The organism is Rathayibacter sp. VKM Ac-2804, assembly GCF_009866655.1.
Lineage (GTDB): Bacteria > Actinomycetota > Actinomycetes > Actinomycetales > Microbacteriaceae > Rathayibacter.
This window is the reverse complement of sequence record NZ_CP047420.1, coordinates 410,765-431,360: the sequence shown is the minus strand read 5'-3', so window position 1 is coordinate 431,360 and position 20,596 is coordinate 410,765. Positions and strand designations below refer to the sequence as shown.

Genomic DNA, 20,596 nt, shown 5'->3' with positions numbered 1-20,596 from the left:
AGTAGCCGAGCGGGCGCGCGGGGCTCGAGACGCTCCCGGGGGTCCGCTCGCACTGCGGCCACAGCGGGCTTCCCCTGCTGATCGAGTAGCCCGCGCAGCGGGCGTATCGAGATCCGCCGGCAGGAGGAGCGCCCGGGGGTCAGCCCTTGACCGCGCCGCCCATGATGCCGGCGATCAGCTGCTTGCCCGCCAGCACGAAGAGCACCAGCAGCGGGACGATCGACAGCACCGCACCGGCCAGCACGATCGAGTAGTCGACGTAGTAGCCGGACTGAAGCTGCGACAGCGCGGTCTGCAGCGTCGGGTTCGTCGGGCTCAGCACGATCAGCGGCCAGAGGAAGTCGGTCCACGCCATCATGAAGGTGAACAGCGCGAGGATCGCCATCGCGGGGCGCGCGGCCGGCACCGCGACGGTCAGGAACGTCCGGAACTGGTTCGCTCCGTCCACCCGCGCCGCCTCGATCAGCTCGTCCGGGATCACGTCGACGAGGTACTGCCGCATGAAGAACACGCCGAACGCGGTGACCAGCGTCGGCACGATCACGGCGCCCAGGGTGCCGGTCCAGCCGAGCTGCCGCATCAGGATGAACAGCGGGATGATGCCCAGCTGGGTCGGGATCGCCATCGTCGCGATCACGGTGATCATCAGCCCGTCCCGCCCGCGGAAGCGCAGCTTCGCGAAGGCGTAGCCGGCCAGGGTCGAGAACGAGACGACCGAGAGCGTGATGATCCCCGAGACGATCACGCTGTTCAGCAGCGCCGTCCAGAACGGGATCGCCGTGAACACCTGCGCCGCGTTGGCCAGGAAGTTGCCGCCCGGGATCAGCGGCAGCGTCTCGCCGCGGGTCGCGTTGCTCCCGCTGGCCACCACGAACGACCACCAGAGCGGGTAGGTCGAGCCGAGGATGAACGCGCTGAGCAGCCCGTAGGTGAGGAAGCCGGGGCGGTCGACGCGGCCGGCCCCGGAGGAGCGCGGGCGCCTGGTGCGACGCTCGGGCTCGGCCGCGACAGGGGCGGCGGCGGGAACGGTGGGGATCGTCGCGGTCATCGGTCGCTCGCTTTCTGCGCCGGTCGGCGCGTGCGCGTTCTCACGCGGTTCTCGACGGACGCGATCCGCCGCGAGATCGCGAAGTTCACCAGTCCGATCAGCACGATCAGCAGGAACAGCAGCCAGGCGACCGCCGCCGCCTCGCCGAAGTTCTGCCGGAAGAACGCCATCTCCCAGAGGTAGAGGACGGTCGTCTGGAACTGGCGGTCCGAGCCGCCGATGCCGCCGGCGTTCGAGACGTCGAACAGGCGCGGCTCGGCGAAGATCTGCAGCCCGCCGATGGTGGCGGTGATGATCACGAAGATCAGGGTCGGCCGGATGCTCGGGATCGTGATCGAGGTGAAGCGGCGGAACGAGCCCGCCCCGTCGAGCGCGGCCGACTCGTGCAGGTCGCGCGGCACGGCCTGCATCGCGGCGAGCAGGATGAGCGCGTTGTAGCCGGTCCAGCGCCAGTTGACCATCGAGGCGATCGCGATGTGGCTGGCGAGGCGGTCGTTGGTCCAGTCGATCGGGGCGATGCCGACCAGGCCGAGCAGGTTGTTCGCCAGCCCCTCCTGGTCGCCGAAGATGCTCGAGAAGATCAGCGCCACGGCGACGGGCGAGACGACGTAGGGCAGCAGCACGCTCATCCGCCAGAAGGTGCGGGCGCGCAGCGACTGGTCGAGCACCGCCGCGAGCACCAGGGCGACGGCGAGCTGCGGGATCGTGGAGAGCAGGAAGATGCTCAGCGTGTTGCCGATCGAGTTCCAGAAGAAGCGGTCGCCGAGCACCGCGGCGAAGTTGCCGAGGCCGACGAAGTCGCCCTGGCCCTGCAGCAGCTGCCAGTCGTAGAGCGAGACCACCAGCGTGTAGACGAGCGGGAAGGCTCCCGTGATCGCGAACAGCAGGAAGAACGGCGAGATGTAGAGGTAGGGCGACGCCTTGACGTCGAAGCGGCTCATCCGCTGCTTGGCCGTCAGGGGCAGGCGGGGCGCGGGGCGGCGGCCGGGAGGCGGCGCGGCCGACGCGGTCGGCGGGGTCAGGGTGCTCGTCATGGGTCGCTCTCGTCGGTCGCTCTCGTGGGGGACTCGTTCGTGGGACGCGTCGTCGGACGCGTCATCGGGAGGGGAGGGAGGGCCCCCGCCCGGCCTGCTACCGGACGGGGGCCCTGTCCGAGGGGAGCGGGTCAGTCGACCAGCTCGTCGAGGAGCGAGAGCGCCTCGTCCCAGCCCTTGTCGCCGTCGAGCTCGCCGCGGTCGACCTTCTGCAGGACCGGGCCGAAGACGTTCTCCTGGATCAGCGAGTCGTCCGGACCCTTGTACTGGGCGACGACGCCCTGGGCGCGCTCGGCGAGGATCGCGCCGGTCGGCGAGCCGTTCAGCGCCGGGTCGGGCGCGGCGGCGGAGGCGAGCTCCTCCTGGGCGGAGACGGTGCTCGGGAACGGACCGGTCGCGTCGAACGCGGCGATCTGCTGCTCCGGCTCGCTCAGCCACGAGGCGAGCTCCGCGGCCTCGGCGGGGTGCTTCGACTGCGTCGGGACGGAGAGGAACGAGCCGCCCCAGTTGGCCGCGCCGCCGGGGAAGACGTCGGCGAAGTCCCAGCCGGTGGCCTCGGGGTCGCCGCCGCCGGCCTCGACCTGCGCCTTCACCTGGCCGAGCATCCAGCCCGGGCAGACGAAGGTCGCGAAGGTGCCGTCGTTGAACGACTTGCCCTTGTTCCAGTCCCAGGCCTTCTGCGCGGCCGAGAGTCCGGAGGCGGCGCCGTCGGTGATCCAGCCCCAGCGCTCCTGCAGCTCGGCGTTGCCGTCGATGTTCAGCTCGCCGTCGGCGGTGTAGTAGCCCTCGGGGAGCTGGTTGACCATGGCGTTCCAGACGAAGCCGGACTGGTCGTACCAGGCCTTGCCGGTCGCGTCGTGGTACTGCTTGCCGGCCGCGAAGTAGTCCTCCCAGGTCGCGTCCGCGCCGCCGAGCAGCTCCGCGACGGCGGCGCGATCGGTGGGCAGCCCCGCGGCCTCGAAGGCGGCGGTGCTGTAGCAGAGGCCCTCGGGCCCGATGTCGGTGCCGTAGCCGATGACGCGGCCGTCGGGGTCGACGGCCTGCTCGTACTTCCAGTCGACCCAGTCGGCCTTGCGGTCCTCGATGCCGTGGTCGCGCAGGTCGACGAACTGGTCGGAGACCTCCATGATCGAGCCGAGCCAGCCCTCCTCGATCGCGACGACGTCGGCGAGGCCGGAGCCCGCGGCGAGCTTGGTGAACGCGTCGGTCCGCGCGTTGCCGCCGGTGTCGATGTTGTTCGGGACGATCGTGACGCCCGGGTGGGCCTCCTCGTACTCGGCGTAGAGGTCGTCGAACCCCATGGCGCCGAATGTGGTCACGGTCAGTTCGATGTCCCCGCCCTCGGCCGCGCCGGATCCGGACGAGCATCCGGAGACGAGCAGGGCGAGGGTGGCGGCGCCGGCGATCGCCGAGGCGATCCTGGCGCGTCGTGATTCGAGCACGGTCACTCCTTCGTGATGGGTGTCAGGGCACCCCTGGGGGCGCTCTCACGTGCTGTGCTGCCGTGTGTGAGAGCGCTCTCACGAGGTGTGAGGCGAGCATACGGAGCGGGTCGCGGAGAGGTCAAGGGTTTTGTGAGAGCGCTCTCTTTGATCGGGTCCCGGAGGAGGTCCGGCGCGCGGGATCGGTCTCGGCTCGCGGAATCGGGCCGGAATCGCGAGCCGGAGGTGGTTCCGCGAGCCGGAGGTGACGCCGGGCGATCTCCGGCACGCGGAACAGCCCTGGGCTTGTGGAAACCGGACGAAACAACGGGCCGGAGCGGAGTCCGCGAGCCGGAGATGTGCGAGCCCGAGATCCGCCGGGACCCCGGGCGGCCCTGAACGGTTCCGGACGGTTCCGGCACACGCCCGGCACGGTTCCGACACGCGGAACGGCCCTCGGCACGCGGAAACCCGGCAGAACTGCGAGCCGGAGGTGATCCGACGAGCCGGAGTCGGCCCAAGGCGCCTCCGGCCCGCGGAACCACCCTCGGCACGGAGAAACCCGCGGAAACGACGAGCCGGAGCCGACCTGGCGAGCCGCAGGTGACTCCGGAGCGACTCCGGCTCGTGGAATCACCTCCGGCACGCGGAAACCGGGTGGAACAGCGAGCCGGAGGTCGGCTCACGAGCCGGGGGCGGCTCCCGCGTCGATCGCGGCGTCTCGGGTCCGCCTCTTGACGTGGAACTTGTTTTTCACAAGCATGAGCGCAGACGCCGCAATCCGCAGCATCGCCTCGAAGGAGAGACCGCCATGACCTCCATGTTCGTCAACCTGCCCGTCACCGACCTCGAGCGCGCGAAGGCGTTCTACGTCGCGCTCGGCTTCTCGATCAATCCGGCGTTCTCCGACCACAACGCGGCCTGCGTCGTGGTGGAGGAGGACCACAACTACTTCATGATCCTGGTGCGCGAGTACTTCCAGACCTTCAGCGATCTGCCGATCGGCGACCCGGCCGTGAACCCCTCCGTCTCGACCGCGATCTTCCTCGACACCCGCGAGGCCGTCGACGCCACCGTGACCGCGGGGCTCGCCGCGGGCGGCTCCGAGTCGCGGCCCGCCTCCGACTACGGCTTCATGTACCAGCGCCAGGTCGCCGACCCCGACGGCAACCTGCTCGAGTTCGGCTGGATGGACCCGGTCGCCGCGGCGCAGGGCCCGGAGGCGTTCACCGGCGAGCAGGCCTGAGGGCGATGGCCGCACGCGACTACGGGCAGTACTCGGCGCTCACCCGCGCGGTCGAGCTGGTCGGCGAGCGCTGGGCGCTGCTGATCGTCCGGGATCTCCTGGTCGGGCCGCGCCGCTACAGCGAGCTCGCGCAGGGGCTCGCGCGGATCCCGAGCAACGTGCTGGCCGGCCGACTGAAGGAGCTGCAGGCGGCCGGGATCATCCGGCGGGCGCCGCGCTCGCGCATCATCGTCTACGAGCTGACGCCCTACGGCCGCGAGCTCGAGCCGATCGTGCTCGCGCTCGGCGCGTGGGGGTTCAAGGCGCTGGGCGATCCGCGCGAGGAGCAGGTGATCACCCCCGACTCGATGACGGTGGACCTGCGGACCGCGTTCCGGCCGCAGGTCGCGGCCGACCTGCCGGCGACGGTGTACGCGGCGCAGGTCGGACCGGCCGGACTGCTGATCCGCGTCGACGGCATCGCGCTGGATGTGTCGCGCGGGGAGGTGCCGGGCGGCGAGGCCCCGGTGGACCTGGCGTTCTCGACCGGCGCGGACATCCGGCTGCTGCTGTCGGGCGAGCTCGCGCCGGAGCGGGCGATCGCGACCGGCGCGGTCACGGTGCTGCGCGGGCGGGACGCCCTGCTCGGGCGCTTCGCGAGCACGTTCCACCTGGCGGCGTGACGCGCGGCACTGCGGTCGCGCACCAACGGAGCGGGCCTCCTGCATGCTGATCGAGTAGTCCGCGCAGCGGACGTATCGAGATCCGCCGTGTTGCGAGCGGTGGGTCTCGATACGCCCCTCCGGGGCTACTCGACCAGCATGCTGGGGGCCCTCCGGGCCTGCTCGACCAGCATGGAGGGGCTGCTCGACCGGCATGCAGCGCTGGCCGCTGAGCGAGGGGCGGCTGGCCGCGCAGGGCGCCTCCGGGGGCGTGCGGCCGGGAGCCGACTGGGCGCGCGGCTCCCGCGGCGCCCGCGGGTGCTGGAGTGGCCGTTGCCCTCGCGCGCCGCGGGGCCGTCCACGACCCGCGGAGGAACTCCCATGCCGTCATCCAAGCCCGCCAGCCGCACCACGAGTGAGCAGCGGAAGGAGCACGCCGAGCAGTACTCCGCCGCGGCGCGCTACGCGTCCGAGGCGTTCGGCACGTTCCTCCTCGTCGCGGGCGGCGTCGGCACCGCGATCTTCGCCTCCGCGTTCCCCGACAGCGGCAATGCGCTCGGCGTCGGCTTCCTCGGCGTCGCGCTCGCCTTCGGGCTCACGCTGGTCGCCGGGATCTACGCCGTCGGCCACATCTCGGGCGGGCACTTCAACCCGGCCGTCTCGATCGGCTTCGCCCTCGCGGGGCGGACGGAGTGGCGGCACATCCCCGGCTACATCGTCGCCCAGCTGATCGGCGGCATCGCGGGCGCCGGAGTCGTCGCGCTGATCGCGGCCGACGGGCCGGCCGGCTACTTCGACGCCGCCCGCGACTCCGGCTTCGCCTCGAACGGCTTCGGCGCCGCCTCCCCCGGTGGTTTCGGGCTCGGCGCGGTGATCCTGGCCGAGGTCGTGCTGACGGCCGTCTTCGTCGGCGTGATCCTCTCCGTCACCTCGAAGAGCGAGTACAAGTCCGTCGCCCCGCTCGCGATCGGCCTCACGCTGACCCTCGTGCACCTGATCAGCATCCCGATCAGCAACACCTCGGTGAACCCGGCGCGCTCGATCGCCGCGGCGGTCTTCGCCGGCCCCGACGCGCTCGGCCAGGTCTGGGTGTTCCTGCTGGCGCCGGTGCTCGGCGCGGCGATCGCCGGCCTCGCGTCGAAGACGCTGCACCGCAGCCGCTGACGCGCGGGGCCCGCCGGTCGCCGCGTCGACAACGCAGAAGTTGCGGTAGTCGAGCGCGACTACCGCAACTCTGGAGGAATGGGGGCCGTCCGGCGGGCGGGATCTCGAGACGCCCGCGAGCGGGCTGCTCGATCAGCATGGTCGGGGGCGGCGGTCGTGAGAGACATGCTCGTCGAGTAGTCCCGCAGGGACGTATCGAGACCCACCCTCTGCAGGACGGTGGATCTCGATACGCCCGCGAGCGGGCTACTCGATCAGCATGCTGCTGCGAGCAGCACCGCTGGGGCGAGCGGGCTGCTCGATCAGCAGGGGCGTCAGCCGACGAGCATCGCGAAGCCCTGGGCGGGGAGGGTGACCGGGGTCGGGCCGGCGGCGGGCGACTCGCTGACCAGGGCGCCGTCCTGCGCGTAGACGCGGAGGGTGCCGGTGCCGTCGACGGTCGTCGGCTGGGGCGTCGCGGTCGAGTTGCGGACGAGCTCGGTGCGGCCGGTGTCGCCGACGAGGACGAGGCGCGAGACGACGGGGCGGACCAGCAGGGCGTCGAGCTTCGTCTCGCCGGAGAGGGCGCGGACCTCGACGGTGGTCGCGCTCGCGGGGAGGGTGCGGCGGAGCTTCTGCGGCAGCAGGATGCCGGACGCCTCGGTGACGCCCTGCGCGCCGACGGTGCTGGTGAGCACGTCGAGCGGGCGGCGGCCGGAGTTCCAGAGGCTGATCGGGGTCTTCTCGGTGCCGCGCTCGGCGGCGAAGATCACGGCCTCGACCAGGCGGTCCTGGGTCGCGGAGCCGACGGGGATCGTCGCGGACCGGCGCCAGTTCGAGAGCGACAGGTAGGAGCCGCTCCAGCCGGACTCGCCGGTCCAGGCCGACTCCGGAGTGACGACGGTGCCGCCGCGGGTCGACTCGGCCTCGACGAGGCGGAGGCCGTCGCGGCTCGCCTGGGTCGTGACCGCGGTCGCGCGGGCGGCGACCGACGGGTGCGCGTCGAGCGCGAGCATCGAGAGCAGCCCGTGGATGGTGCTCTCGGCGCCGCTGTTGCGGTTGACGCTGCCGTCGGCCTGGACGCCGTCGTAGGTGACTCCGGTCGCCGGGTCGTAGACGGGGGCGCCGCTGAGGTTGAGCCCGAAGAACCAGGCGCCTTGCACGCCGGCGAGGTCGAGGTAGGCGGTGGGACCAGTGGCGCTGGATCCGGTCGCGTCGGCGAGGGCGAGCGAGTTCTGCAGCCGCGAGTCCGCGCCGTAGGCGATCTGCACGCGGTCGGTCGGCGTCGGGTTCCAGCCGTTGTCCGGGCCGCCGGCGGTCAGCAGCTCGGGGGCGAAGCGGGCGGCGTCGACGACGGCCGGCTCGAGGAGCGACGCGTCGCCGAGCGCGACGGACGAGGCGGCCAGGCCGCCCGCCATCTGCGAGGACCAGGAGTGCCAGAGCGAGCGCGACTTCGTCCAGGGCAGGATCGCGCCGTACGGCCAGGAGGTGGTGTCCGCTTCCGTCGTGGTGCGGGCGTAGGCGGCGACGCCCTCGGCGAGCTTCGCGGTGCTGGCGCGCACGGCGGCGTCGTCGGGCGCGGCCACGACGTAGGCGGAGAGGCCGAGCAGCGCCTCCGCGGTGGCGTCGGCTCCGTCGACGATCAGCCAGGCGGGCACGTCGACGCCGTCGGCGACCGCGTACTCGCCGTAGCGGGTGAGCACCTCGCGGTCGACGGCGGAGACGCCGAGGCGCAGGCGATCCTGCAGGAAGGCGGCGAAGTCGGGGTCCTCGTCCTGGAACGCCGCGTAGCCCTCGCCGAGCGCCCAGAGGGTGCGGGCGAGCCAGTAGCTGTCCTCGGAGTCGCTCGGGTCGGGCAGCTCCACGGGTTCGGCGCTGGGGTTCAGGTCGCCGTCGGGCTGCATCCAGAGGACGACGTTGCCGGCGTCCGCGCCGTCGGTGGTCTGGAAGTAGGCGAGGGAGCGGAGGGTCTCGTAGGCCTTGTCGCGGCTCGCCGTCGAGCCGGTCTGCTGCCAGTGCCGCAGGTAGACGACCGCCGCGCGCGAGACGTCGTCGGTGTTGTAGGCGCCCTGCGCCCAGTCGCCGGTCGCCGGGTCGAGGGGGCCGCCGCCGACGCGCTCGAAGGTGCCGCCGTCGCGGGCGTCGGCGTAGGTCCACGGGAGCACGAGGTCCGGCTCCTCGGCGAGGCGGTAGGTGCTGTGGCCGACCTGGGGCTCCGGAGTGGCGGTGTCGAGCAGGAAGTCGAGGTGCGCGGTGTTCGTCAGCGGCTCGGCGGCCTGGGCGGGGGCCGCGCCGACAGCGAGGCCTCCGGCGGCGAGGGCGGTCGCGGCCAGGACGGCGGCGGCGCGGGGTCTGAAGTTCGTCATTGAACTCTCTCCTTGAAGGGGGGGTGGTGGCTGGGGGTGGGGGATCTCGATACGCCCGCTGCGCGGCCTACTCGATCAGCATGAAAAGGCTGGCTCGGGGGGAGTGATCGCATGCTGGTCGAGCAGCCCCGGAGGGGCGTATCGAGACCCGGCGCCTGCAGAACGGCGGATCTCGATACGCCCGCTGAGCGGGCTACTCGATCAGCATGAAAAGGCGCCCGCGGCGCGGGCTCGGTGGGGCGCCCGCAGCGCGGGCTCGGAGGCGCTACTCGTCCGTGCGGACCAGGCGGGCCGCGCCGATCTTGGAGTCGGCCATGCCGTAGAAGACGTAGTGCCGGCCGTCGATCTCCTCGATGGCGGTGGGGAAGACGACGTTGGGGACGATGCCGCTGCGCTCCTCCTCGGTCTCGGCCTCGAGCAGGGGCTCGGAGGTGCGGGCGATCACCTTCGAGGGGTCCTCGGCGTCGAGGAGGATCGCGCCGGCCGCGTAGTTGACGTGCTGCTGCTGCGAGAAGGCGCTGTCGATCGTGCCGGTGACGCCGTGATGCAGCAGCAGCCAGCCCTCGGGCACCCGCAGCGGCACGGGGCCGCCGCCGACCTTCAGCTCCTCGAACGGGAACTCGGGACCCGCGACGAAGCGGTGCCGGGTCCAGCGCGTGAGGTTCGCCAGGTCGCGGTCGACGTCCTCGACCGGCACGTAGCTGATCCAGATGCTCTGCCGCGGGTCGTCGACGCCGGCGGGCAGGCGCACGCCCTCCCCCGGCTTCGTCTCGCCGAGGTCCCACATCGGCCGGTGCAGCACCGCGAAGCAGCGCGTGCCGTCGGGCGCCGCGACGATCTCGGGGAAGAACACCGTGTCCTTGTTGTGGAAGAGCCCGAGGTCGATGTCGAGGGCGTCGTCGTAGGCGAAGGTCACCGGGCCCAAGCGCCGCCACTCGCGCAGGTCCTTCGAGACGGCGAGCGCCGTCCGCGGCCCGAGCGGCCCGTAGGCGACGTAGGTCATCACGTGCAGCCCGAGCGCCTCGACGAAGGTGACCCGCGGATCCTCGACGCCCGAGTTCACCGCCCCGCGCTCGAAGCCGCGGTCGGGCGCCAGCACGACGCCCTGGCGCTCGACGCCGACGGGGACGCCGCCCTCGACGAGCACGCGGGCCAGGCCGATCCGCGAGACGTTGCCGGCGGCGACCATCCGGGGCAGCAGGTAGAGCTCGCCGTCGGGGCCGCGTCCGCTGCCGGGGTTGAGCACCCCCTCGGCCTCGAACAGCTCGCCCGCGAGCGGCTCCATCACGACGCCGACGCGCTCGAGGCGGTAGGGGACGGAGGTGCGGGTGGTGGTGGCGGTGGTACCGGGGGTGGGAGTCATGGTCATCCTTTCACTCCGGATCCGAGATCCGTCGAGACGAAGTAGCGCTGGAACACGATGAAGAGCACGACGACGGGGGCCGCCAGCACGACGGCGCCCGCGAGGATCGCGCCGAACGGGTTGTCGGTCGACGACGCGACGTTGGAGATGTAGTTGGCGAGGGACACGGCGAGCGGCTGCAGCGACGCGTCCTTGGTGATCAGGAACGGCCAGAGGAACTCGTTCCAGGGGCCGATGAAGGTGAGCAGCACGGCCGTCACCAGCGCGGGGCGCACGAGCGGCAGCGCGATGTTCCAGAGCAGCTTGATCTCGCCGGCCCCGTCGATCCGCGCGGCCTCGAACAGCTCCTTGGGCAGCTGCAGGAAGTACTGCCGGAAGATGATCACCGCCGTCGAGTTGATCGCGAACGGCAGGATCATGCCCAGGTGGCTGTCCGCGAGGCCGTAGTCGCGGGCGATCAGCACGTAGAGCGGGATCTGCAGCAGCTGGAACGGGATGACCTGCACCAGCAGCGCGAGCGCGAACACGGCGTTCCGGCCGCGCCACTCGAGCATCGCGAGCGCGTAGCCCGCCAGCACCCCGAAGACGACCGTGCAGAGCAGCACGCCGCCGGTGAAGATCCCGGAGTTGATCAGGCCGGTGAGCAGGCTGATCCGCTCGTTCACGTTGACGTAGTTGTCGAGGGTGAGGTTGCCCGCCTCGGGGATCGCCCCGGCGAGGGTGGGGTCGGGGTCGGTCTGCAGCGAGCCGATCACCATGTAGTAGAAGGGGAACAGGAAGACGATCGCGCCGAGCGCGAGCACCACGCCGCGGAGGATCACGGCCGATCGGCTCGAGGCCGGGCGCTTCCGCCGGGAGGTGACGGGTGCCGGCACGGCCGAGGTCGCGCCTCCGGCACTGGCGAGCGTGCTCATGAGTTCCTCTCCCCGGCGAAGCGGTTCTGCAGGTAGGCGATGACGAGCACGAGCAGCACCAGCACGACGCCGATGGCCGAGGCCACGTCCGGCTGCCCCTGCTGGATGCCCAGCTGGTACATCAGCAGCACGGGCGAGGCGGAGGCGCCGTTGGGCCCGCCGCCGCCGGTGAGCAGGTAGGGCTCGGTGAAGAGGTTCGCGCCGGTCACGGTGGAGACGAGCAGCACCAGCAGCGTCGCCGGCCGCACGCTCGGCACGGTCACCGACCAGAACTGCCGGATGCGGCCCGCGCCGTCGGTCGACGCCGACTCGTAGAGCTCCTTCGGCACGTTCTGCAGCGCCGCCAGGTACAGCAGGATGTAGAAGCCGAGCTGCTTCCAGGTGACGTAGAGCGCGATGATCGGCATCGCGAGCCTGTCGTTGATCAGCCAGGACGGGTCCGGCGCGAGCGGCCCGAGCAGGCTGTTGACCAGGCCGTTCCCGTTGAAGAGGAACAGCCAGACGCCGACGACGGCGACGCTCGCCGTGACGTAGGGCACGTAGAAGCTGACCCGGAGGAACGTGCGCAGGTGCACGACCTTGTCCAACGCCGAGGCGAGCAGCAGCGAGAGCACCACGGTCAGCGGCACGTTGATCACCAGGAAGATCCCGATGTTGCCGAAGGAGCGGATGACCTGCGGGCTCGAGAACGCGGTGACGAAGTTGTCGAGGCCGACGAACGGGCGCTCGACCTGCACGCCGGGGGCCGCGAAGAAGAAGTCGTGGAAGGCGATGTAGACGGAGTAGCCGACCGGGAACGCGAAGACCGCGAGCACGAACAGCAGGTAGGGGCTGCCGAGCAGCAGCCCGAACGGCTGCGGGCCGAGGACGCGGCGGAGCAGGCTCCGCTTGTCCTGCGGCCGCGGGGCTCCGGCGCCCTGCGACGCCGGAGCCTTCGGGGCGAGGGTCGTCATCTCACTGCCGTCCGGCGTCTCACTGCTGGCCGGCGAGCCCGGTGACGGTCTCCGCCGCCCCGTCGAGCGCCGACTGCACGTCGCCGTCGCCGAAGATCACGGTCTTGCCCCAGGCGTCGCGGATCGCCTGCAGCATCTGCACGGTGTTCGGGCCCGACGGCACCTCGATGGTGCGGCTCGCCTGGTCGCCGAAGCGCTGGTAGGCGGGGTTGGCCTCGAAGTAGTCGGCGTAGGTGGTCTGCAGGTCGGTGCGCAGCGGCATCTGGCCGGTGGTCTCCAGCAGCGAGCGGTCCTGCTCCTCACTGGTGGCGAACTTCAGCACCTCCCAGGCGGTGCCCTTGTTCTCGCAGGCGGAGTAGAGGCCGACGTTCTTCGCGTCGCTGAAGGTCCAGGTGTCCTCGGCGGGCGTGCCGTCGGGGGTGGGCACCGAGACGGAGCCCCAGTTGAGGTCCTCGTAGACCGAGACCGCCCACGGTCCGACGATCGACATCGCGGCCTGGCCGTCGGCGAACGCGTCGCCCTGGTACTGCTCGCGGCCGGCGAGGCCCTGGTCGTAGAGGCTCTTCCAGAAGTCGGCGACCTGGTAGCCGGCGTCGTCGGCGAAGGTGGCCTTGCCGTCCTCGACCAGCCCTGTCCCTCCGGTCGCCGCGGCGTAGAGCGGCATGAAGTCGAACTGGGTCTGGAAGAACTCGCTGGTCGGCGCGGGCTGGATCGCGGCGGGCGCGGCTCCGGACTCGACGAGGGTCTTCGCGGTGGCGGTGAACTCGTCGTAGGTGGCGAGCGAGGGATTCTCCGGGTCGAGACCGGCCGCGGTGAAGACGTCCTTGTTGTAGAAGATGACGACCGGGTTGCTCTTCCACGGCATCTGGAAGTAGTCGCCGTCGGCGTTCTGGTACTGCTCGGCGAGGTCGCCGCTGCGGGTCTCGATGTAGTCGACGCCGTCCTCGAACTCGGACAGGTTCACGAGGCCGCCCTGGCGCTCGAACTGGCCGACCGCGCTGGGCGCCGTGTTGAAGACGAGGCAGGGCGCGTTTCCTGCGGTGATCGCGGCGCCGATGACCTCCTCGCTGCTCTTGCCGGCCGGGATCTCCTGGCCGGTGATCTGCTCGTCGGGGTGGTCGGCGTTCCAGGCGTCGACCATCGACTTCCCCCACTGCACCTCCTGCTCGTTGTTCGAGTACCAGATGGTGATCGGGCCGGTCGCGGTCAGGTCGGTGGAGGCGCCTCCCCCGCCGCCACTGCAGGCGGTCAGTCCGAGGGTCGCGAGCGAGGCGATGCCCACTCCGGTCAGCCAGCGTCTCTTCATCGAGGCCATGGTGTTCTCCTTGTGCTCAGGCGGGTGGTGCTCAGGTGTGCAGGCGCCGCGGCGCGGCGGTCGAACGGCGGACCACGAGTCCTGCGGGCTCGAGGTCGACGTCGGGGGCGGTGCCGTTCTCGATCAGGTCGAGGAGGGTCCGCGCGGCCGCCTCGCCCCAGCGCGCGGGGCGCGTGCGGGCGGAGGTCAGCGAGGGATAGACGTGCGCGGCGATCTCGGAGTCGTCGAAGCCGGTGATCGAGAGGTCGTCCGGCAGGCGCAGCCCGCGGGTGTGCGCGACGCCGAGACCGGCGATGGCCATCGGGTCGTTGGCGAAGACGATCGCGGTGGGCGGCACGGCGGAGTCGAGCAGGGTCTCGGTGGCGCTCGCGCCCTGGCCGGCGCTGAAGTCGGTGGCGACGACAGGGCCGGGCTCGAGGCCGGCGTCGGCGCAGGCGCGCTCGAACGCCTCGCGGCGGCGGAGGGAGTGCAGCAGGTGCCCGGAGCCGGCGACGTGAGCAATCCGGCGGTGGCCGAGCGCGGCGAGGTGCTGCACGGCGCCGGTGATGCCGGCGGTGTCGTCCATCACGACCGCGGGCGAGGTCGAGCCGTCGAGGCGACCGAGAGTGACCGCGGGCAGGCCCAGCTCGGCGAGCAGCGCGGGCCGGGCGTCGCCCTCGCGGAGGTCGCTGAGGAAGACGCCGTCGACGCGGCGGTCGGCGGCGAGCGTGCGGTAGACCGCCTCCTCCGAGGCGCCCGGGTCGACGACGCTGAGCACCAGCACCCGGCCGTGCTCGGCGAGCACCCGCTCGACGCCGGAGATGAAGGCGGGGAAGAACGGGTCGGCGGCGATCACCTCGGGGTCGCGGGCCACGACGAGCCCGACCGCGAACGAGACGCTCGTCGAGAGCGAGCGGGCGGTGAGGCTGGGGCGGTAGCCGAGCTCGGCGGCGACGCGGAGGATCCGCTCGCGCGACTCCGGCGAGACGCCCGGCCGGTCGTTGAGCGCGAAGGAGACGAGCGCCTTGCTGACGCCGGCCGCGCGGGCGACGTCGAGGATCGTCGGTCGTGCCGCCATGGCCGCGCCTCCTGCTCGTCGTCGAGTGGTCTGAACCGGTTTACTTAACCGGTTCAGGCACCGTAGCAGGCGTGGGCGGGCGGAGGGAAGCACCGGCGAGGCGCTGACCCCCGGATCGAGACCTGCGCCCGCCCGAACATGCTGGTCGAGTAGCCCCGCAGGGGCGTATCGAGACCGAACATCGCCAGCAGGGCGGGTCTGCAGACTCGCGTTCTGACGGCGATGGATCTCGAGACGCCCACTCCGCGGGCTGCTCGATCAGCATGGGGGCCCGCTGCGCGGGCACCTCGATCGGCATGCTTTCGCCAGCGGACCCGCGATGGGGCTCGCGCCGCGAGCAGGCCCCCGCCCGCGTCCACTCACGAGCGCCGACCTACGCGAGTGGACGCCTATTGGGCCCTGCGCTCCAGCAGGACCCCGTTCCGGGTCCACTCGCCGTACATGCTGGTCGAGTAGCCCCGCAGGGGCGTACATGCTGGTCGAGTAGCCCCGCAGGGGCGTACATGCTGGTCGAGTAGCCCCGCAGGGGCGTATCGAGACCCGACGTCGCCGGCAGGGCGGGACTGCGGACTCGCCTTCGGGCGGTGGTGGATCTCGATACGCCCGCTGCGCGGGCTACTCGATCAGCATGGGCCCGTCCCCGCGGGCACGCCGATCGGCGTGGAGGCCCGCTGCGGGGGCTACCCATCAGCCGGGAGGCTCGCTCCGTGGGCTGCTCGATCAGCATGCAGGGGGCCCGAGCCGTCGGCACGTCGAAACCCGACAGTTGCCGGAGAAGGTCTATGCATACGCATGCAGGGTGTGAGAAGGTCGGTTGTCGCGACAGGCAACCCGAAACTGCCGTCGTGACGAAGACCTGAGCGGCACGGGCATCCCGAGCGGCGCACCTCGCGTGCGGCGCTGCCCCGCCGCTCTCACGCCCGCCGCCGGCCCGCCTCCTTCCGGAGCGCCCGGGCCCGCGCTCCTCACCCCCAAGGACACCCTGATGAACGACACCCGCCTGCGCTCCACCCTGCCCGCCCTGCCCCGACGCAGCGTCCTCGCCGGCGCCGCCTGGTCGGTCCCCGTGATCGCCGTCGCGATCGCCACGCCGGCCGCCGCCGCCTCGACCGCGCCCGAGGCCGACAAGGGCCCGATCACCGGCACCATCGCCTTCACCCCGGTCCAGTACCGCGGCACCCGCGCCGGCGACCGCGTCGAGTTCCCGGTGCTCACCGGCGTCGTCACCATCTCCCGCGGCCCCCTGCCGACCAAGGTCTTCCTCAACTTCTCCGAGGTGAGCGCCGGTCGCGTCGACCTCCGCCGCGACGCCGGCCGGTACGTCGCGGTCGACCCGGCGACGGGCCGCTTCGAGGTCCACGGCGTCTACAACGCGATCGTCGGCGGCGACAACCCGTTCGGCTTCGTCTACGCGGGCGTCGAAGCGGAGGACGCCGACGGCGCCGTCTTCGGCTACACGGTGGCCGAGCTGATCGGCTGACCCGCCGACGGTCCGGCGCGACCGGCGCGCGTCACCGGGCGAGGGCGGCCAGCTCCGCCCGGTTGCGCGCGCCGGCCTTGCGCAGCAGGTTCGACACGTGGAACTTCGCGGTGTTGCCGCTGATGCCGAGGTCGTCCGCGATCCGCTGGTTCGAGGCGCCGAGCGTGATCAGGTTCAGCACCTCGCGCTCGCGGGCGCTCAATTCGGCGAGGTCCAGTCCGTCCGGCTGAGCCGGCGGGTCCAGCGGCAGGCGGATCGACAGGGTCGAGCCCCAGCCCGCGGTCGACGCGATCGAGAGCTCGCCGTCGAGACCGCGGACGCGCTCGGCGATCGGGCGCAGCGCCTCGTCGCGGGTGGTCAGCTCGCCGCGGCCGTCGTCGCGGATCTCGACGAGCAGGTTCAGTCCGTCGCAGTCCCACTGGATCCGCACGCGACGCGTCTGCTCCGACTCCACGAACGCCAGCACGGCGCTGCGGACGATCGCACGGGCCGCGTGCGCGACCTCGCCGGGCAGGGCGCGGCCGGTGGCCGGCGGCTCGACGAACTGCACGTCGAGGTCGCCGAACCGCACGAGCGGGCGCAGATCGCGCCGCAGCCGGGCGAAGGCGCCGACGACCGGCTCGAGCATCGCGCTGCGCTGCTCGTCGGAGGCGGTGCGCAGCTCGACCAGCGCGTTCGCGGCGATGTCGATCGCGACGGTCCGGGCCGCCCGGTCGTCCAGGCGCTCGGCGCGCAGGGCGGCGAGCACCGACTCCAGCGCCACCGCGTGCCGGTCGGCCTGCTCGGCGACGGTGCGGGCGTGCTGCTGCAGCAGGGCGCGGGAGGCGGGTGTCTCGGCGGCGGTCTCGGCGGGCTCCATGCTCCGAACCTACCCGTCCTACCCGCGCGAGGCGCGACCCACCCGATCGGGTAGGCCGACCCGTCCCATCGGGTGGTGGGAGCCGCTCTCCCGTGAGCGCAGGCTGGCCGCATGCCCGCATCCACCGACGTCACCGTCGACCCCGCCCAGGCCCTCGCCGCGATCGTCGCCGAGGTGTCGACAGCGACCGCCGCGCTCACGACCGACCGCCTCGAGCCGGTCGCCGAGCTGCTCGCGGGCGCCGAGCGCGTCTTCGTGCACGGCGCCGGCCGCTCCGGGCTCGCGCTGCGGATGACCGCCATGCGCCTGATGCACCTCGGTCTCGTCGTGCACGTGGTCGGCGACGTCACCACACCCGCGATCCGCGAGGGCGACGTGCTGCTCACCGCGAGCGGCTCCGGCACCACCGGCGGCATCGTCCGCGCGGCGCAGTCCGCCGTCGACGCCGGCGCGCGGGTCGCCGCGATCACCACCGCCGCCGGGTCCCCGCTGGCCGAGCTGGCCGCCGCCGTCGTGATCGTGCCGGCCGCCGACAAGCTCGACCGCTCGGGCGCCGCCTCGGCACAGTACTCGGGCGGGCTCTTCGAGCAGGTCGTCGTGCTCACCGGCGACGCGCTGTTCCACGCGCTCTGGAAGCGCGGCGGCGCGAGCGCCGACGAGCTCTGGCCGCGCCACGCGAACCTCGAATGACATCACTCCACTCCCCCACCTCGACAGGAAGAAGCACCCCGTGAAGCTCCAGTTCGCCATGGACACCCTCAGCACCGACGCCGCCCTCGAGCTCGCCGCCGCGGCCGCCCCGCACGTCGACATCCTCGAGCTCGGCACCCCGCTGATCAAGAGCGCCGGCCTCTCGGCCATCACCGCCGTCAAGGAGGCGCACCCCGACAAGACGGTCTTCGCCGACCTCAAGACGATGGACGCCGGCGAGCTCGAGGCCGACATGGCCTTCAAGGCCGGCGCCGACCTCGTCACCGTCCTCGGCGTCGCCGGCGACAGCACCATCGCCGGCGCGATCGCCGCCGGCAAGAAGCACGGCAAGGGCGTGGTCGTCGACCTCATCGGCGTCCCCGACAAGGCCGCCCGCGCCCGCGAGGTCGTCGCACTCGGCGCCGAGTTCGTCGAGATGCACGCCGGTCTCGACGAGCAGGCCGAGGAGGGCTTCACCTTCGAGACGCTCCTGCGCGACGGCGAGGCCTCGGGCGTCCCGTTCTCGGTCGCGGGCGGCGTGAGCACCGCCACCATCGAGTCCGTGCAGCGCGCGGGCGCCGTGGTCGCCGTCGCGGGCGGCGCGATCTACGGGGCGCCCGACGTGGGTGCGGCGGCTGCCGCGCTGCGCGCCGCGATCGTCTGATCGCCGCCACCGCCTGATCCCCCGGGGCGGCGCCGCGCGCATGCGCAGCGCCGCCCTCCTCAGCGCCATCGCCCTCCTCCAGGGGGGACTCCGGCGCGGAGGCGGGCTCCGTCCGGCTACTGCTCGCCGGAGGAGGCGAGGCCGGGAAGGAACTGCTCGGGGAGGGTCTAGACAGGAACGAGCACGAGGTCCTGGACCTTCCAGTCGAGTCGGCTGCACGCCAGCCGGGTCTCCTCGAGCCGTTTCACGCTCAGGTGATCCGGTTCGCGCGGAACGATGAACGCTTCGACGTGGAAGACGTGGCCCTGGTCTCGGAGGCGGGAGCGGGCGTCGCTGATCCAGTCCTGCTGGCGCAGGAAGTGGTCGATGTCGTCGGCCAGCGGGTGGACGGCGGAGTCGTCGTAGGTGCGGGCTCGGGTGTCGATGAGGCCGGACACGGCGGAGCGGAGGTTGCGGAGGCCGTCCCAGGTGATGCTGGCCGCGATCAGGATCGCGGCGACGGAGTCCGCCCACCACCAGCCGATGCCGATCCCGAGGATGCCGAGGATCGCGGCGGCCGCGGTCTGCCAGTCGGCCTTGTTCATGTCGGCGTCGGCGTACAGCACCTTGTCGTGCAGGATCTCTGCGCGCGTGAGCTTCGCCCGGCCGAAGAGGACCGGGGGGACGACGGTGAGCGCGAGGACCGCGATCATCAGCCAACCGAGCCAGATCGTGGTTCCGAACAGCTGAACGCCACCGATGGTGGGGTGCTCGGCGGTCACGAGGGTGAGGGCGGAGTCGACGAGCAGGTATCCGCCGGTGACCAGGAGGGACACGGCGGCGACGAGGTGGGCGATCGCCGTGGCGCGGTGTAGCCCGTACGGGTGCTTCTCGGTCGGGGGGCGACGGATCACCCGGGTGGCGATGAGGAAGGCGATCGGCGGGAGGAAGGAGAGGAGGTCCTCGATCCAGGCCGTGCGCATCGCCTGCGAGCTGCCCAGCACGAGGAACACGAGGGTGGTGGTGACGGCGAGGAACGCGAGGGTGCCCCACTCCAGCCGGGTCGCGTCCCGGAGGGCTCGGCGCTGCTCGTCCGGGAGTTCGGTGCGACCGAAGCGCGGAGGGTGACCGGCACGTCGCTGACTCATCGTGTGTTCTCCTGGTCGGTGAGGAAGCGGTCGAGTGCGAGCAGCAGCGCGTTCTCGCCCAGAGGCACGAGCAGGACATGCCGGTCCGTGGTCCCCGTGGGGCTCCGAGTCTCCGCGTAGGAAAGGCTCGTCCCGGCGTGATCGGTCCAGGGGGTGTCCTCGAGGAACCCGCCGACCGCGATGTCGATGGCGTCGCGGTCGAGGAGATCGACCAGTTCCGCCTCGCTGCCTTCGACGAAGACGACGTCGGCGTCGAGCGTGTCCGCGAACGCCCGCACGAGATCCGGCTCGATCCCGGTCGGCTCCTCCCCTGCGCTGAGCGAGACGCGGTCCCGGGCCGCCGTCGCACCGACCGTCAGCACCTGGCCGCGCACACCCTCCAGAGTCCCGTCCGGATCCGAGGGGATCCCGCAGCCGCTCAGCAGCGCCACCGCGAGCACGACACCCGCACCCTTCCTGCTGCGATCTGCGAAGGTCATCCGCCCCCTCCCGACATCGAGCGTTCCTGTGAAGGCCTCACCGTACCGAGTTCCCGCGCCGCAACGGTACGCGCCTCCCGCCCTGCAGCAGCCGGCCGAATCGCCCGGGCGCGCTGCCGCTCCGATGGCGCGCAAGCACGATTCCGCTGCGAGCGGCACCCCCTTGGCCGAGAGGCGGTCCGGTGGTGACCCTGGGTGACATGACGCCTCAGAGGAACGTCCGCTCCTGTGGCCGCGCCGGAGCCTGAGGAGGACGATGACGATGACGACCGAGCTCCGCGACGATTCCCTGTCACTGCTGACGCGCGGCTACGGCTTCGGTGCGCGGATCTGGCGTCGCGCCCGCGCCGACGCTCGAGCGGTGCCCCTTCGTCTGCTGGGACGCGACGCGCTCCTGGTCCGCGGCGCTGAGGCCGTCGACCTGTTCTACGACGACGCCCGCATCGCTCGGCACGGCGCGATGCCTGCGATCGTGCAGCAGACCCTGTTCGGGAACGGCTCGGTGCACAGCCTCGACGGTGACGAGCACCGGCACCGCAAGGCCGCCTTCGTCGACGTCGCCTACGAAGACGCGCAGGTCCAGCGGCTGATCCCCCTGCTCGAACGGGAGTGGCGGATCGAGCAGGAGGCGTGGCTGGCGGGCGGAACCCGGAGCGCCTACGACGTGGCGGTCGGCGCGTTCGGCCGGGCGAGCATGAGCTGAGCCGGTCTTCCCGGGACTCGGCGCGCGAAGACCCGGTGGGCCGAACGTCTCGCGCAGATCGTCGACGGGTTCGGTGCGCCCTACTCGCCCGAG

At 72.0% G+C, this 20,596-nt stretch carries 19 protein-coding genes; 7 read left to right on the top strand and 12 right to left on the bottom strand.

Annotated features, from left to right (window positions below; translation table 11 throughout):
* Positions 1–139: 139 nt before the first annotated feature.
* The 3 genes from GTU73_RS01995 to GTU73_RS01985 all read right to left on the bottom strand — a co-directional run bounded on the left by GTU73_RS01995 (position 140) and on the right by GTU73_RS01985 (position 3,524).
* On the bottom strand, positions 140–1,048 hold the full coding sequence (locus GTU73_RS01995) for a carbohydrate ABC transporter permease (protein ID WP_160086515.1): 909 nt from the start codon (positions 1,046–1,048) through the stop codon (positions 140–142).
* Positions 1,045–2,082, bottom strand: a complete 1,038-nt coding sequence (locus tag GTU73_RS01990; protein WP_160086513.1) for a sugar ABC transporter permease — start codon at positions 2,080–2,082, stop codon at positions 1,045–1,047. Before GTU73_RS01990 ends, GTU73_RS01995 begins: the two co-directional genes overlap by 4 nt.
* A 131-nt stretch (positions 2,083–2,213) precedes the next feature.
* Positions 2,214–3,524, bottom strand: coding sequence for an ABC transporter substrate-binding protein (locus tag GTU73_RS01985; protein WP_160086511.1), 1,311 nt, complete (start codon positions 3,522–3,524; stop codon positions 2,214–2,216).
* Positions 3,525–4,314: 790 nt separating this feature from the next.
* Here GTU73_RS01985 and GTU73_RS01980 point away from each other — a divergent pair.
* The 3 genes from GTU73_RS01980 to aqpZ all read left to right on the top strand — a co-directional run bounded on the left by GTU73_RS01980 (position 4,315) and on the right by aqpZ (position 6,554).
* Positions 4,315–4,749 carry a VOC family protein gene (locus tag GTU73_RS01980; RefSeq protein WP_123731615.1) on the top strand — a complete coding sequence of 145 codons (435 nt, stop codon included), beginning with the start codon at positions 4,315–4,317 and terminating at the stop codon, positions 4,747–4,749.
* 5 nt (positions 4,750–4,754) lie between these two features.
* Positions 4,755–5,411 (top strand): winged helix-turn-helix transcriptional regulator, encoded by a 657-nt coding sequence (locus GTU73_RS01975; RefSeq protein WP_160086509.1) that lies wholly within the window; start codon positions 4,755–4,757, stop codon positions 5,409–5,411.
* 360 nt (positions 5,412–5,771) lie between these two features.
* Positions 5,772–6,554 carry an aquaporin Z gene (gene aqpZ / locus GTU73_RS01970; protein WP_160086507.1) on the top strand — a complete coding sequence of 261 codons (783 nt, stop codon included), beginning with the start codon at positions 5,772–5,774 and terminating at the stop codon, positions 6,552–6,554.
* 314 nt (positions 6,555–6,868) lie between these two features.
* Here aqpZ and GTU73_RS01965 read toward each other — a convergent pair whose 3' ends face one another.
* From GTU73_RS01965 to GTU73_RS01940, 6 genes are all read right to left on the bottom strand, one after another.
* The gene (locus GTU73_RS01965) at positions 6,869–8,899 is read right to left on the bottom strand and encodes a hypothetical protein (RefSeq protein ID WP_160086505.1); all 2,031 of its coding nucleotides are present in this window, start codon (positions 8,897–8,899) and stop codon (positions 6,869–6,871) included.
* A 265-nt stretch (positions 8,900–9,164) separates the two neighbouring features.
* A complete protein-coding gene (locus GTU73_RS01960; protein ID WP_160086503.1) occupies positions 9,165–10,262 on the bottom strand; it encodes a glycosidase in 1,098 nt (365 codons plus the stop codon).
* A 2-nt stretch (positions 10,263–10,264) separates the two neighbouring features.
* Positions 10,265–11,176, bottom strand: a complete 912-nt coding sequence (locus GTU73_RS01955; protein ID WP_160086501.1) for a carbohydrate ABC transporter permease — start codon at positions 11,174–11,176, stop codon at positions 10,265–10,267.
* On the bottom strand, positions 11,173–12,129 hold the full coding sequence (locus tag GTU73_RS01950) for a sugar ABC transporter permease (protein WP_160086499.1): 957 nt from the start codon (positions 12,127–12,129) through the stop codon (positions 11,173–11,175). The genes GTU73_RS01955 and GTU73_RS01950 overlap by 4 nt, the downstream gene beginning before the upstream one ends.
* 19 nt (positions 12,130–12,148) lie before the next feature.
* Positions 12,149–13,444, bottom strand: a complete 1,296-nt coding sequence (locus GTU73_RS01945; RefSeq protein WP_244231736.1) for an extracellular solute-binding protein — start codon at positions 13,442–13,444, stop codon at positions 12,149–12,151.
* A 31-nt stretch (positions 13,445–13,475) separates the two neighbouring features.
* A complete protein-coding gene (locus GTU73_RS01940) occupies positions 13,476–14,501 on the bottom strand; it encodes a LacI family DNA-binding transcriptional regulator (protein WP_160086497.1) in 1,026 nt (341 codons plus the stop codon).
* A gap of 985 nt (positions 14,502–15,486) precedes the next feature.
* On the opposite strand from GTU73_RS01940, the gene GTU73_RS19010 reads away from it, so the two are divergent.
* A complete protein-coding gene (locus GTU73_RS19010; protein ID WP_208543721.1) occupies positions 15,487–15,981 on the top strand; it encodes a hypothetical protein in 495 nt (164 codons plus the stop codon).
* Between the two features lie 31 nt (positions 15,982–16,012).
* On the opposite strand, the gene GTU73_RS01930 is transcribed toward GTU73_RS19010, so the two are convergent.
* A complete protein-coding gene (locus GTU73_RS01930; protein ID WP_123731607.1) occupies positions 16,013–16,840 on the bottom strand; it encodes a LuxR C-terminal-related transcriptional regulator in 828 nt (275 codons plus the stop codon).
* Between the two features lie 111 nt (positions 16,841–16,951).
* On the opposite strand from GTU73_RS01930, the gene hxlB reads away from it, so the two are divergent.
* Positions 16,952–17,530 carry a 6-phospho-3-hexuloisomerase gene (gene hxlB, locus GTU73_RS01925; protein WP_160086495.1) on the top strand — a complete coding sequence of 193 codons (579 nt, stop codon included), beginning with the start codon at positions 16,952–16,954 and terminating at the stop codon, positions 17,528–17,530.
* Positions 17,531–17,570: 40 nt separating this feature from the next.
* Complete coding sequence (gene hxlA / locus GTU73_RS01920; RefSeq protein ID WP_160086493.1) at positions 17,571–18,194, top strand: 3-hexulose-6-phosphate synthase; 624 nt, start codon at positions 17,571–17,573, stop codon at positions 18,192–18,194.
* 167 nt (positions 18,195–18,361) lie between these two features.
* Here hxlA and GTU73_RS01915 read toward each other — a convergent pair whose 3' ends face one another.
* On the bottom strand, positions 18,362–19,321 hold the full coding sequence (locus GTU73_RS01915; protein ID WP_160086491.1) for a cation transporter: 960 nt from the start codon (positions 19,319–19,321) through the stop codon (positions 18,362–18,364).
* Positions 19,318–19,935, bottom strand: coding sequence for an ABC transporter substrate-binding protein (locus tag GTU73_RS01910; protein ID WP_244231735.1), 618 nt, complete (start codon positions 19,933–19,935; stop codon positions 19,318–19,320). The genes GTU73_RS01915 and GTU73_RS01910 overlap by 4 nt, the downstream gene beginning before the upstream one ends.
* 121 nt (positions 19,936–20,056) lie before the next feature.
* Here GTU73_RS01910 and GTU73_RS19555 point away from each other — a divergent pair, with 121 nt between their 5' ends.
* Positions 20,057–20,503, top strand: a complete 447-nt coding sequence (locus GTU73_RS19555) for a hypothetical protein (RefSeq protein WP_347877746.1) — start codon at positions 20,057–20,059, stop codon at positions 20,501–20,503.
* Positions 20,504–20,596: the final 93 nt, after the last annotated feature.

Coding starts and splice junctions, on each gene's coding strand:
- GTU73_RS01995 (WP_160086515.1), bottom strand. CDS start 1,048: ATGACCGCGACGATCCCCACCGTTCCCGCCGCCGCCCCTGTCGCGGCC.
- GTU73_RS01990 (WP_160086513.1), bottom strand. CDS start 2,082: ATGACGAGCACCCTGACCCCGCCGACCGCGTCGGCCGCGCCGCCTCCC.
- GTU73_RS01980 (WP_123731615.1), top strand. CDS start 4,315: ATGACCTCCATGTTCGTCAACCTGCCCGTCACCGACCTCGAGCGCGCG.
- GTU73_RS01975 (WP_160086509.1), top strand. CDS start 4,755: ATGGCCGCACGCGACTACGGGCAGTACTCGGCGCTCACCCGCGCGGTC.
- aqpZ (WP_160086507.1), top strand. CDS start 5,772: ATGCCGTCATCCAAGCCCGCCAGCCGCACCACGAGTGAGCAGCGGAAG.
- GTU73_RS01965 (WP_160086505.1), bottom strand. CDS start 8,899: ATGACGAACTTCAGACCCCGCGCCGCCGCCGTCCTGGCCGCGACCGCC.
- GTU73_RS01960 (WP_160086503.1), bottom strand. CDS start 10,262: ATGACTCCCACCCCCGGTACCACCGCCACCACCACCCGCACCTCCGTC.
- GTU73_RS01955 (WP_160086501.1), bottom strand. CDS start 11,176: ATGAGCACGCTCGCCAGTGCCGGAGGCGCGACCTCGGCCGTGCCGGCA.
- GTU73_RS01950 (WP_160086499.1), bottom strand. CDS start 12,129: ATGACGACCCTCGCCCCGAAGGCTCCGGCGTCGCAGGGCGCCGGAGCC.
- GTU73_RS01945 (WP_244231736.1), bottom strand. CDS start 13,444: ATGGCCTCGATGAAGAGACGCTGGCTGACCGGAGTGGGCATCGCCTCG.
- GTU73_RS01940 (WP_160086497.1), bottom strand. CDS start 14,501: ATGGCGGCACGACCGACGATCCTCGACGTCGCCCGCGCGGCCGGCGTC.
- GTU73_RS19010 (WP_208543721.1), top strand. CDS start 15,487: ATGAACGACACCCGCCTGCGCTCCACCCTGCCCGCCCTGCCCCGACGC.
- GTU73_RS01930 (WP_123731607.1), bottom strand. CDS start 16,840: ATGGAGCCCGCCGAGACCGCCGCCGAGACACCCGCCTCCCGCGCCCTG.
- hxlB (WP_160086495.1), top strand. CDS start 16,952: ATGCCCGCATCCACCGACGTCACCGTCGACCCCGCCCAGGCCCTCGCC.
- GTU73_RS01915 (WP_160086491.1), bottom strand. CDS start 19,321: ATGAGTCAGCGACGTGCCGGTCACCCTCCGCGCTTCGGTCGCACCGAA.
- GTU73_RS19555 (WP_347877746.1), top strand. CDS start 20,057: ATGACGATGACGACCGAGCTCCGCGACGATTCCCTGTCACTGCTGACG.